The sequence below is a fragment of the Streptomyces sp. B8-7 genome (genome assembly GCF_058833805.1).
Window position 1 is genome coordinate 554,169 of record NZ_JBYRRL010000001.1, and the last position, 11,584, is coordinate 565,752.

Genomic DNA, 11,584 nt, shown 5'->3' on the forward strand with positions numbered 1-11,584 from the left:
TAGGGAACCTCGAAGTTGATCCGGGTGGAGGTGACCGGCGCCGACGACAGGGCGGAGGCCGAACGGACGGGCAAGACGGCCATCGGCTCCATGCTCGTGAAGGCGGCGGTGCACGGGGGGGCAGCCCCGAGCCGGGGACGTGCCGCGATTGCCCTCACCAGCGCCGGCTCGGCTCGGGCATCGAACAGGAAAAGGGCGCGGGTGCGGTTCGCGTTGTTCGCAACGTACCCGTCAAAGACGGATGAGGCGGAGTTGCACGGTATCGTCGCGGCCTGCCTGCAGCGGAGTCATGAGGTGATGACCGGCATCGATTCAGGCATCCGGAAGGTCGCATTCATCCTACAAGATTGGAAGTTGACGGACGTTTAGGTTAGGCTGCAATTCAAACACACGACCTGGGCTGACCACCCCGGAAGTCTCAAAGGCGTCAGCGATCGGACAGGTGATCCGAGCAACAACGCCGTCATCGTGGCTGGCCGCAACACCGGAGAGCGGCGGAAGCGAAGGCCAACGGATGACCGCTTCAGGGCGCCCCGTTTCGATTCTCTGTGCGACAGGAGAGGCTCTTGCAGCGGCCGAGCGACTACACCCGTTTCACGGGCAAGGCGCTCGCCATCGTCGAGCCGCTTGTGCACGAGATGTTCTTCGACGGCATCGACGTAGCACGCGACTTCGGGTGCGAGATCTGGCTGCTTGTTCGAGACGAGGGCTGGGACGCCTCGGGATGGCGGTCCGCTGAGGGCCCGCAGGCCAGGGTGGACAAGGTTCTGCACGCCGACACCGACGACTGGCAGGCGATTGCCGACTCCGTAACCGACCCGGACGGTCAGCCGTTGGTGCAGGGTCTGCTGTCGCTATCCGACCGCCACGCCGAGGGCACCGCGCGGGCAGCGGAACACCTCGGTCTGCCCTCGCCAGGTCTGTCGGCACTGCGTGCGGCCAACTACGGCCACCTGCTTCGGGCCGCGCTCGCTGGGGACCCGGGGAACGTGCGCTGGCGGCTGGTGAAGGACCTCGGGGAATTACGGGAAGCGCTGGACCACGTCGGTCTGCCGTGCATCGCCAAGCCGGCGTCAAAGGCCGTCTCGAACGAGGTCCGTGTGTGCACCAACGGGCGGGAGGCGATGCACGCCTGGCAGGAGCTGTCGCGCGCCCGGCGGCCACCTCGCGGTCAGCGCCGCGCTGGTCAGGTACTGTTCGAGGAACGCGTGACCGGGCTGGAGACCAGCGTGGAGTCGGTCACGTTCGCAGGGCGGACGCACTTCTTCGGTGTGACTTCGACGTACCTGTGCGAGGCGACCACACGGGAAGAGGCGCACTCCTTCCCGCTGGGCCTGGGCGCCGATGTGTGGAACGAGGTGCAGGAGTGCGTGCGGCGCACGCTTAAGGCCATCGGGTACCGACAGGGGCCGGCCCATACCAGCGTGGTGATCACCGAGGACGGGCCGCGTATCACTAGCGTCGACACGCGGCCTCCGGATCCCGTGGTCTCCAAGCTGGTGGAGGAGGTCTGCGGAACGAACCTTTACCTGGATGCCCAGTTGCTCGCCCTAGGCCAACCCATCGCACCAGGCCGTCCCGACAGGGGGCCCGTCGGAGGTGCGGCCGCCGTGATCCTCTTCCCCGGCGAACCCGGCCGACTCATCGGCGTCGGCGGCCTCAGAGAGATTCACCAGCGCGGCGCGCGGATCAGCCTGCACCCGGAATTCGGCGGCAATCCGGGCACCCTACTGGACCCATCCACTTCTGTCGGCTTCGTCTTCGCGCACGCCGACAGCGCCGACAACGCGCTACGCAAGGCCAGGCGGGCCGCGTCCGTGATCCACATCGACACGCGCCGCGAACCCTGAAGACGGCGAACACGTCCTGGACACACCGAGAGCTGGAACAACATTTCCGCTTCCGTGGTCCTTTCACCTCTCCCTTCCCGAAAGGTTCCCCCATGGCTGATGAGCAGGTCCGCAGGGCACAGAAGTGGGTCAACGAGAAGTATGGCGACGTCTCCGGTTACAAGCGCTGCCCAGAGGACGGACGCACCGGATGGGCCACCATGTACTCACTCATCATGGGCCTCCAACATGAACTTGGCATCAGTCCCGTCGTGGCGAGCTTCGGGCCTGGTACCTACTCGAAGTTTGCCGCGCTCGGCGACATAGGATTCAACTGGGACAAGAACCGCAACATCACGGCCATCCTCCAGTTCGGCCTGTGGTGCAAGGGCTACTGGGCCGTCGAACCCGGCAGCGAGGGATGGTTCACCGGCGTCACCCGGGCTGCCGTGGAGAAACTGCGTGCCGACATGGGCATCGGCGGTGAGGGAGTCATCAACGCCAAGCTCGCCAAAGCCATCCTCAACATGGACGCCTACGTGGTCGTCGCAGGCGGCACGGACGGCGTCCGGGAGATCCAGCGATGGCTCAACAGCCGCTACTGGCAGAAGAGTGCCTACAACATCGGCCCCTGCGACGGCGTCTACTCCCGAGATGTGCAGAGGTCACTCATGATCGCCCTCCAGTACGAACTGGGTCTGTCGTCGCCCAATGGAAACTTCGGGCCGGGCACTCAGGCGGGTCTGAAGGGACACACCCTCTCCCAGGGCGACTCCGGCGTCTTCGTGCAGCTCTTCTCCGCCGCATGCCTCTTCAACTCCCCGACCTACGACGCCAAGGGCAAAGCGGTCACCACCTCGTGGCGAACCGGTTACGACGCTAAGCTCGTCGAGTGGGTCAAGATCTTCCAGCAGTTCAACAGGCTCGACGACAACGGCCATGGCGACTACCAGACCTGGGCACAGCTTCTGGTCTCCATGGGCGACCCGGACCGACACGCGACTGGTTCCGACACCCGGTTCGAGATCACCGACTCCCGGGCCAAGTGGCTGAGGTCCCACGGCTACGAGGTCGTCGGCCGCTACCTCTACGACCCGCCCGGCTCCGACCTCGACAAGGAAATCAAGCCGGGGGAACTCGACACCATCTTCCGCAATGGGCTCAAGGTCTTCCCAATCTTCCAGGATAATGCCCGTCGGCTGGACGACTTCTCCTATAACCATGGGTACCAGCACGGTCTCAAGGCCCACGACCTGGCGTCCGGCTACGGCTTCAACCGCGGCACCACCATCTACTTCGCCGTCGACTACGACGCCACTCAGGAAGGCATCGACGGCCAGCCGAACGGGGTCGTCACTTACTTCCACGGCGTCCAAGCTGCGCTCGCCAGCAGGGGAAAGAAGTACAACCACGGTGTCTACGGGTCGCGGAACGTCTGCATCAACGTCACTGACAAGACGTTCGCCCGCTACTCCTTCGTATCCGGCATGTCCTGGGGATTCTCCGGAAACCTCGGCTTCCCGATCCCCAGGAACTGGTCCTTCAACCAGATCAAGGAATTCAAGGTCACCAACGGATCCGACACGTTCGACCTGGACCGCGATGTCATATCCGGAGCGGACCCGGCCGTATCGTCGGTGAACGGAAAGACCGGTCCGGCTGACGACTTCATCAACTACGTTCAGCGGCTGTACGACATCGCGGTCGCCTATGGCTCATCCGACCGCAGCCCGTCCCAGCTGGTGATGGAGTACATCCGCCATCGTGAGTACGGCAGCAAGGATCTTCTCAACCAGCTGGGATGGTGGTACCTCATAGGCGGCTTCGACGAGGACTTCGTGAAATACGCCAACTCCAAGGGCATGAGCGTCATGAAGGCATTCAAGGACCCGTTCACGGGATACGAGCTGGGTGCTGAGCACATGATGGCCACCTGTAATGCCCACTACCTGACGGACCAGCCTTCGAACAAGAAGGCGGCCAACGGAGGTGACGTAGGCGGCTGGGCCGGTGACCTGATGACGTTCTGGGCCGACTGGCGCAACTCGGAGGAACAGTACGCCGACCCTTTGAAGTTCTGCCACGACAAGCTCGCCGTTCCCGGTGTCGCCTCCACCTTCGGCTTCAGCGACCTCATCGAAGACGCGGACGGCTACCTCATCGCCCGAGCCGTCCGCGGGGGCAAGAACATCGCCCAGGCCGTGCGCGATCACTACAACGGCGGCGGGGGGCTGCGCCGTTTCAACAACTTCCTGACCGGCCGCTGGGGCAACGCCTCCGACTGCAAGATGTCGGCACACAACGCACTGACCGCCACCGACGCCACACTCGGCATCGCACGCAAGCAACTCATCAGCTATAGCGGTGCTGTGCTTCCCTCCGTTTACCAGAACGCCCCCGGCGGATTCGACAAGCTGCAGCGCTTCGAGCAGGGTTTCGTCGACGCCCTGCTGGCACGCATGGGAATGGAGACCCGAAGCCTGTCCACGCTCAGCTCCAACCATGAGAAGTATCTGAGGGCGGCGGGCTCCCGGGCGACCGCCAGCAGCCGGTAGCCGCATCATGGCGGACCGTAGTCTCATCGCACTCATGGCCGTGCTGGGCCTCGCCGTGTGGACGGTCGTGGGTATCGGAAGCATCGTCCTGACGGTTAAGGGATGTCTCCTCAGAGCATGGGGACGTCCTCGCTGGTGGATCCAGGCCGCCTGCGCATTCACGTTCACTGGAACCGTGGCGTGGGTGTCCGGACTGTTCTCCCAGTCCGGTCTCATGGGCAAAGAGGATGCATGCCGACTGGACGGCGCCGACTATGACAGCGGGTTCGCCGAAGCACACTCCGGCGACTCCCGGCAACTGTTTCCGCTGCACGACTGGTGCAGCGCCCACCACGATCTGGTTCCCGCATGGGTCAACCCCACCGTTGTGATCTGTGCCGCCCTCGCGCTCCTCGCCGCCTTGGGAGCGGTGTGGGTGGCCATCGACAAAAGGACACGCTCTTGACACAGCTCATCGGCCGGCGTCGCGTACTCGCCGTCGGCGGCGGAATCGCAACCGCCCTCGCCACCCTGCCATCCACACAGGTTTTCGCTGCTCCGAGGACGGCGAAGACACCTGGGGATCACCGTTGGGCCAAAGACACGTCGGCCAACGGCTGGCCCGTACTGGCAGAGGCCCAGACGTTCGGCATCGAGGGAAGCGACCAGAAGGTTCGCCTGGCACAGGGCGACGCGGCGACCGTCCTGCTGCACGTCGCACGCCGCTGGAACTATGAGATCGACCAGCTCCGCAGCGGCGACGTCCACGGCTTCACCGGCGACCGGAGGATCCAGGAGAACTACGAGTCGAACCACCTGTCCGGCACCGCGATAGCGATCCGCCCGCACGCCTACCCGGTCGGCCCCCAGGGCGGCCTATACCCGCATGAGCTGGTCGTCGTACGCGACATCGTGGCCGAGTTGGACGGCGTCGTCGTGTGGGGGGGTGATCTGAGGACACCGAAGGAGTCCCACTTCCAGATCGCCTGCACACCGGGCCACCCGAGGCTGAAGGGCGTCGCCCGGAAGATCCGCGGCTGGGACGAGGGGCCCGGCGATGAGGGAGCAGGCACGGTGGACGCGTTCGACGCCACGCGTATGAAGAGAGCGCGCGCGTTCGCAGCCAACGGGGCCTCGGAAGATTTCAAGTCCAGTGAGACGGTCGTGACGCCATGAGGTTTGTGGTGCGGGTTCTCTGCGCTTGGCCGGGTCGTTGATCCATGCCTGCTGGGGTATCCGGGGTGGTCGGGGGCGGCGGCCGAAGCGTTCGGGGTGGCGGGCGTATGCGTCGGCGAGGGTGACGGCGCGCTGGTCGCGGACCTCCTCGGCGGTGCCGAAGTGCACGCTGGCGGGCGTGTGCCAGCCGATGCCCGAATGCCGGTGCTCGTGGTTGTAGTACGCGATGAACGCGTCGAACCACTCGCGGGCATGGGCCAGCGAATCGAACCGTTCGGGGTAGTCGGACATGTACTTCGTGGTCTTGAAGTGGGCCTCGCTGTAGGGGTTGTCGTTGGAGGTCTTCGGCCGCGAGTGCGACCGGGTGACGCCGAGGTCGATCAGCAACTGCGAGACCTTCTTCGAGGTCATCGAGGTGCCACGGTCCGCGTGCACGGTCCCGGGCACGATGCCGTTGCGGGCGATGGTCTCGCGGATCAACTCCTCGGCCCGCACGGATGATTCGGCCCGCTCGACGGTATGGCCGACGACGTAGCGGCTGAAGATGTCGAGGATGACGTAGGCGTGATACCAGACGCCCTTGGCCGGTCCGGCCGCCTTGGTGATGTCTCAGGTGAACACCTGCGAGGGTGCGGTGGCGACCAGCTCGGGCACCGCCTTGGCCGGGTGGGTGGCCTGGCGGCGGCGCTCGCCGGACTGCCCCTTCTCGCGCAGGATCCGGTACATCGTGGAGACGGAGCAGTGGTAACGCCCGGCATCCAGCTCGCGAGCCCAGATCTGGGCGGGCGGCAGCTCGGCGTACTCGCCCGAGTTCATCAGCTCCAGGACCGCGGCCCGTTCGTCGACCGTCAGAGCCGAGGGCTGGACCTGCGGTTTCCTGGGCTTTCGTTCCGCTGGGGGCCGCCGCCGGCGGTAGTGGGTGGCCCGGGAGCGGCCGGTCAGCCGGCACGCGGCAGTGATGCCCAGCGCGTCCTCGACGCCGGCGAAGGCATCGTCGGTGACCGGGGCGGCGGCAGCGCTCAGTCCGCGCCCTCGGAGATCATTTCCAAGAGCGCGGAAGCTTTTCCCATGACTTCCAGCGCGGCCTTGTTGCGGGCCAGTTCCTTCTCCAGTCGTTCCACCTGGCGGCGCAGCTTCTCGTTCTCCGCCTCGGCAGCCGGCTTCTTCGGCCTCGCCGGGCTCGTGCGCTGGTCGACCAGCTTCTCCAGGGCCCCGGCGTCCCGCGCGGCCCGCCATTCCTTGACGTGCGAGTGGTACAGCCGCTCGCGGCGCAGGACCGCGCCCTTCTCGTTCTTGGGCGCGGCGTCGTACTCGGCCACGATCCGCAGCTTGTACTCGGGACTGAACGTGCGGCGCTTCGGCCGGGGCGCCGGGTCGGATCCGGCGGGGGTGGTGCTGGTCATGAGGGGATGGTTCTCCTGTCGTGCCCTCTCAGGCTAACCCGACGAAGCGGGATGTCTCACCCAAGGCTGGCAGAGAGGGGCCCAATTTCAGCAGGTAGGCGCCGCTGCCGGAGGATCGCGTCCCGCAGAGTGGTGTAACGGCGAGCACCACTACCGCCCCTCGGCACCAAGCGCGTCACGTGATGGCGCGTGAGTGCACATCGGGCACACAGGGGAAGGGGTCGCGGGCTTCGTCGCTGGAGTCGTACGTTGTGAGAGGCTGGGCCGCATGAACCGGTTGGCTGGTGCGACCTCGCCTTATCTTCTTCAGCATGCGGACAACCCGGTCGACTGGCGGCCCTGGGAGCCGGAGGCGTTCGAGGAAGCACGGCGGCGCGACGTCCCCGTGTTCCTGAGCGTCGGCTACAGCGCCTGCCACTGGTGCCACGTCATGGCGCACGAGTCGTTCGAGGACGACGACACCGCCGCGTACATGAACAGGCACTTCGTGTCGGTCAAGGTGGACCGCGAGGAGCGGCCCGACGTGGACGCGGTCTACATGGAGGCCGTGCAGGCCGCCACCGGGCAGGGCGGCTGGCCCATGTCGGTGTTCATGACGCCGGACGGGGAGCCGTTCTACTTCGGCACCTACTTCCCGCCCGAGGCGCGCCACGGTATGCCGTCCTTCCGCCAGGTGCTCGAAGGCGTGCACCGTGCCTGGACGAGCCGGCGGGACGAGGTGGGCGAGGTCGCGGGGAAGATCACCCGGGACCTGGCCGGCCGGGAGCTGGAGCTGGGCACCGGGGACTCCGGGACGCCCACCGAGGAGACCCAGGCCCTGGCCCTCCTCCAGCTGACCCGGGACATCGACCCGGCGAGCGGCTGGTTCAAGGGGGACACCAAGTTCCCGCCGTCGATGGTCGTCGAGTTCCTGCTGCGCCACCACGCGCGGGCCGGTTCCGTGGCCGCGTTGGAGATGGCGGAGGGGCTGTGCGGCGCGATGGCCCGTTCGAGCCTGTACGACCAGGTGGGAGGCGGCTTCCACCGGTACGTCCTCACACCGAGGGCCCACGGCCCCCTGGTGCCCCACTTCGAGAAGATGCTCTACGACAACGCCCTGCTGTGCCGGGCGTACACGCATCTGTGGCGGGCCACCGGGGCGGAGTCCGCGCGGCGGGTGGCGGTGGAGACGGCCGAGTTCATGGTGCGGGAACTGCGCACCGCCGAGGGCGGGTTCGCCTCCGCGCTGGACGCCGACAGCGACGACGGCACCGGCCGGCACGTCGAGGGCGCCTACTACGTGTGGACCCCCGCCCAGCTCGCCGGCGTCCTCGGAGCCGAGGACGCCGGACTGGCCGCCCGCTGCTTCGGCGTGACCGAGGAGGGCACCTTCGAGCAGGGCGCGTCCGTGCTGCGACTCCCGCAGCAGGACGGCGTGTTCGACGCCGGGAGGGTCCGCTCCGTCAGGGAGCGCATGCTCGCGGCGAGGGACCGGCGTCCCGCGCCCGGCCGGGACGACAAGGTCGTCGCCGCCTGGAACGGCCTCGCGGTCGCCGCGCTGGCCGAGACCGGCGCCTGCTTCGCACGCCCGGACCTCGTCGAGGCCGCCGTGGGCGCAGCCGACCTGCTCGTCCGGGTCCACCTGGACGACCACGGCCGCCTCACCCGGACCAGCCGGGACGGCCGGGCCGGCGCCAACGCGGGCGTCCTGGAGGACTACGCCGACGTCGCCGAGGGCTTCCTCGCCCTGGCCGCGGTCAGCGGCGAGGGTGTCTGGCTGGACTTCGCCGGGCTCCTTCTCGACCATGTGCTGGCCCGCTTCACCGACGAGGAGTCGGGCGCGCTGTACGACACGGCCGTCGACGCCGAGCGGCTGATCAGGCGGCCCCAGGACCCCACCGACAACGCCGCGCCCTCCGGCTGGACCGCCGCCGCCGGCGCCCTGCTCGGCTACGCCGCGCACACCGGGTCCGAGCCCCACCGCACCGCCGCCGAAAGGGCGTTGGGCGTGGTGAAGGCGCTCGGCCCGCGCGTGCCCCGGTTCATCGGCTGGGGGCTTGCCGTCGCCGAGGCGCTGCTGGACGGGCCGCGCGAGGTCGCCCTGGTCGGCTCCTCGCCCGACGACCCGGACGCCCGTGCCCTGCACCGGACCGCGCTGCTGTCCACCGCGCCCGGCGCCGTCGTGGCGTACGGCGTGGCCGGCAGCGACGAGTTCCCGCTGCTCGCCGGGCGCCCGCTGGTGGACGGCGGGGCCGCGGCGTACGTGTGCCGGGGCTTCACCTGCGACGCCCCGGCCACCGGCCCGGAGCGGCTGCGGGCGGCCCTCGGCGGCTGACGCGGCCGGCGTCCGCCCCGTGCGTGGGGGCCCGCGACGGCGCGGCCCGGCTCCGGGCGGCGGGGCCGGCCGGGCGCCCGCTCCGCCGCGGTGCTCAGCCTCGCCGGACGCGCCGGCTCAGGGCGCCTTCGACGATGGCCTCCAACTGGTCGTGGTGGGCGCCCTTCCAGTAGGCGCGGCCGCAGTCCGCGCACCGCGCGAAGACGTCGTACGAGCGCCTGGTGCCGTGTTCGAGCTGGTCGGCGACCTCGTCCTTGGTGGCCTCCCGGAGCGGTCCGTTGCAGGCGGTGCAGCGGGTCCAGGGGGCGAGTTCGGGGTCGAAGCGGTCGAGGACGTCGCGGAGCTGGTCGTCGGGGCGGGTGCTGTAGACGTAGGCGCCGGCCCACAGCTCCCGGCGGCGCAGCAGGCCGCGGTCGCGACTGAGCAGGACGCGCCGCTCGGTGGCGGAGCGGGTGGCGAGCGCGGGGTCGCCGATGTCGGTGGACTCGTAGGCCGTGTCCACACCGAGCAGGCGCAGCCGCCGGGCGAGGGTGCCGAGGTGGACGTCGAGCAGGAAGCGCAGGGGGGCGCCGGGGACCTGCTGGGGGCGGGGGACGGGGCGCACGGTCACGGACTCGCCGTGCGCCGGTATGTGCCCGGGGAGTACCTCCCCGCCGTCCACGAGCAGGGTGCCGACCTCGGTCAGGGGGATGCCGAGGGACTCGACGACATGGCCGAGCGTGGAGACTCCGTCCACGGCGAGGGGGGTGGTGTCGCCTCGGCGGTGGTGCGGGACGAACACGGCGAGTTCGGGGCTGACGTGGATGCGGATCTCGCTGGCGCTCACGGGGTCAGCATGGCATGCCTGCGCCGGCTCGGCTGAGGGGTTTTCGGCGGGGCCGGGGCCGGGGCCGGGCCGGGGCGGGGCACGTCGGGCCGGGGTGCGTCGGTGGCCGGCCGCGCGTGCGGTGCGGCCTCTCGTGCGGTTCTCCGCGCCCCTGGGCCGGCCCGCCGTGTGGAGGCGCCGCACCGTTGCGGCCGGGTGCGCGGTTGCTCGCGTCCCCGGGTGGGGTGCGGCCGGGTGCGCGGCCGCCGGGGACCCGGGCCCGGAGGGGCGTCGGGGGGCAGGGGGTCAGGGGGGCCAGGGGGGTCAGGGGGGTCAGGGGGGTCAGGGGGGTGGGGCGGGGAGGTCGTGGACGGTCAGGTGCCAGAGGCGGAGGGCGGCCCGGGAGAGGGAGAGCGGGGTGAGGGCGGACGCGGGGTCGGCCGTCGTCCGGGCGGTGAGGAGGGTGGTGAAGGCGAGGACCGCCAGGCACACGCTCACCGCGGCGCGTGTCCGGCGACGGGTGCCGGGGGACCCGCGACGGCGAGAAAGCGGAGTGGCCATGAAATGAGAGTAGCTTTCAAAAGCAACGTGCTGTCAATCTGCCGGGCCGCCGGTGCGCGAGAAACGGCCACGGTTCGGGTGAACCGTGGCCGGGAGGCGGGGGGCGGGGCTGTCAGGCGTGCTGGTAGGCGACCAGCGAGATGCCGACGTAGTGGACGACGAAGGCGGCCAGTGTGAACGAGTGGAAGACCTCGTGGAAGCCGAACCAGCGCGGCGAGGGGTTGGGCCGCCTGATGCCGTAGACCACGCCGCCCGCGCTGTAGAGGACGCCGCCCACGATGACCAGGACGAGTACGGCGATGCCGCCGCTGCGCATGAAGTCGGGCAGGAAGAAGACGGCCGCCCAGCCCATCGCGATGTAACACGGTGTGTACAGCCAGCGCGGGGCGCCGACCCAGAACACCCGGAAGACGATCCCGGCCGTCGCCGCGCCCCAGATCCCCCAGAGCAGCCACTGTCCCTTGGCGCCGGGCAGGAGCAGCAGGGTCAGCGGGGTGTAGGTGCCCGCGATGATCAGGAAGATGTTGGCGTGGTCGAGCCGGCGCAGCACGCCGTCCATCCGGGGGCTCCAGTTGCCCCGGTGGTACAGCGCGCTCACGCCGAACAGCAGACAGGCCGTGAGGACGTAGATCCCGCAGGCCACCCGGCCGCGCGGGGAGTCCGCCAGCGCGGTCAGGACCAGTCCCGAGACCAGGACGGCCGGGAACATGCCGAGGTGCAGCCAACCGCGGAGCCTGGGCTTGAGCGTGTGCAGCGGGTGCGACGGTGAGGGCGCGACGGAACCGCGGCCGGCGGCCGGCGAGTCCAGAGGCGCGTCGGTGGCGGACGCAGTCATGCGCCGCATCGTACCTACGGGTCCGTAAGTTACGGGTCAGTCCGACCGTCCCACACGCGAAGAGTGGCCATCATCTCATGGGCGTGCCCCCGGTCTTGGCGGCGAGCGCACCCCCGGCCGCGGTGAC

Annotated in this window: 11 protein-coding genes; 5 read left to right on the top strand and 6 right to left on the bottom strand. The window is 69.1% G+C overall.

Going from position 1 to position 11,584, the window contains the following annotated elements:
- The first annotated feature begins 15 nt into the window (after positions 1–15).
- From AC5K6T_RS02355 to AC5K6T_RS02370, 4 genes are all read left to right on the top strand, one after another.
- Entirely contained in the window at positions 16–369 is a 354-nt protein-coding gene (locus AC5K6T_RS02355) for a hypothetical protein (protein WP_493205152.1), read from the top strand.
- Between the two features lie 197 nt (positions 370–566).
- Entirely contained in the window at positions 567–1,850 is a 1,284-nt protein-coding gene (locus AC5K6T_RS02360; RefSeq protein ID WP_493205154.1) for an ATP-grasp domain-containing protein, read from the top strand.
- Between the two features lie 92 nt (positions 1,851–1,942).
- Positions 1,943–4,384 carry a glycoside hydrolase domain-containing protein gene (locus AC5K6T_RS02365; protein WP_493205156.1) on the top strand — a complete coding sequence of 814 codons (2,442 nt, stop codon included), beginning with the start codon at positions 1,943–1,945 and terminating at the stop codon, positions 4,382–4,384.
- Between the two features lie 34 nt (positions 4,385–4,418).
- Positions 4,419–4,829, top strand: a complete 411-nt coding sequence (locus AC5K6T_RS02370; RefSeq protein WP_493205158.1) for a hypothetical protein — start codon at positions 4,419–4,421, stop codon at positions 4,827–4,829.
- 410 nt (positions 4,830–5,239) lie between these two features.
- On the opposite strand, the gene AC5K6T_RS02375 is transcribed toward AC5K6T_RS02370, so the two are convergent.
- From AC5K6T_RS02375 to AC5K6T_RS02385, 3 genes are all read right to left on the bottom strand, one after another.
- A complete protein-coding gene (locus AC5K6T_RS02375) occupies positions 5,240–6,145 on the bottom strand; it encodes a transposase (RefSeq protein ID WP_493207293.1) in 906 nt (301 codons plus the stop codon).
- 3 nt (positions 6,146–6,148) lie between these two features.
- A complete protein-coding gene (locus tag AC5K6T_RS02380; protein ID WP_493205159.1) occupies positions 6,149–6,355 on the bottom strand; it encodes a hypothetical protein in 207 nt (68 codons plus the stop codon).
- 203 nt (positions 6,356–6,558) lie between these two features.
- Positions 6,559–6,942 carry a transposase gene (locus AC5K6T_RS02385; RefSeq protein ID WP_181802840.1) on the bottom strand — a complete coding sequence of 128 codons (384 nt, stop codon included), beginning with the start codon at positions 6,940–6,942 and terminating at the stop codon, positions 6,559–6,561.
- Positions 6,943–7,210: 268 nt separating this feature from the next.
- On the opposite strand from AC5K6T_RS02385, the gene AC5K6T_RS02390 reads away from it, so the two are divergent.
- Entirely contained in the window at positions 7,211–9,256 is a 2,046-nt protein-coding gene (locus AC5K6T_RS02390) for a thioredoxin domain-containing protein (protein WP_493205161.1), read from the top strand.
- 94 nt (positions 9,257–9,350) lie between these two features.
- On the opposite strand, the gene AC5K6T_RS02395 is transcribed toward AC5K6T_RS02390, so the two are convergent.
- The 3 genes from AC5K6T_RS02395 to trhA all read right to left on the bottom strand — a co-directional run bounded on the left by AC5K6T_RS02395 (position 9,351) and on the right by trhA (position 11,457).
- Positions 9,351–10,082 carry a Mut7-C RNAse domain-containing protein gene (locus tag AC5K6T_RS02395; RefSeq protein ID WP_493205163.1) on the bottom strand — a complete coding sequence of 244 codons (732 nt, stop codon included), beginning with the start codon at positions 10,080–10,082 and terminating at the stop codon, positions 9,351–9,353.
- Positions 10,083–10,403: 321 nt separating this feature from the next.
- Entirely contained in the window at positions 10,404–10,559 is a 156-nt protein-coding gene (locus AC5K6T_RS02400; RefSeq protein WP_493205165.1) for a hypothetical protein, read from the bottom strand.
- Positions 10,560–10,734: 175 nt separating this feature from the next.
- On the bottom strand, positions 10,735–11,457 hold the full coding sequence (gene trhA / locus AC5K6T_RS02405) for a PAQR family membrane homeostasis protein TrhA (RefSeq protein WP_493205167.1): 723 nt from the start codon (positions 11,455–11,457) through the stop codon (positions 10,735–10,737).
- Positions 11,458–11,584 lie beyond the last annotated feature (127 nt).

Excerpts from the sequence above, each read along its gene's own strand:
- AC5K6T_RS02365 (WP_493205156.1), top strand. The coding sequence starts at position 1,943 with ATGGCTGATGAGCAGGTCCGCAGGGCACAGAAGTGGGTCAACGAGAAG.
- AC5K6T_RS02370 (WP_493205158.1), top strand. The coding sequence starts at position 4,419 with ATGGCCGTGCTGGGCCTCGCCGTGTGGACGGTCGTGGGTATCGGAAGC.
- AC5K6T_RS02380 (WP_493205159.1), bottom strand. The coding sequence starts at position 6,355 with ATGAACTCGGGCGAGTACGCCGAGCTGCCGCCCGCCCAGATCTGGGCT.
- AC5K6T_RS02385 (WP_181802840.1), bottom strand. The coding sequence starts at position 6,942 with ATGACCAGCACCACCCCCGCCGGATCCGACCCGGCGCCCCGGCCGAAG.
- AC5K6T_RS02390 (WP_493205161.1), top strand. The coding sequence starts at position 7,211 with ATGAACCGGTTGGCTGGTGCGACCTCGCCTTATCTTCTTCAGCATGCG.
- trhA (WP_493205167.1), bottom strand. The coding sequence starts at position 11,457 with ATGACTGCGTCCGCCACCGACGCGCCTCTGGACTCGCCGGCCGCCGGC.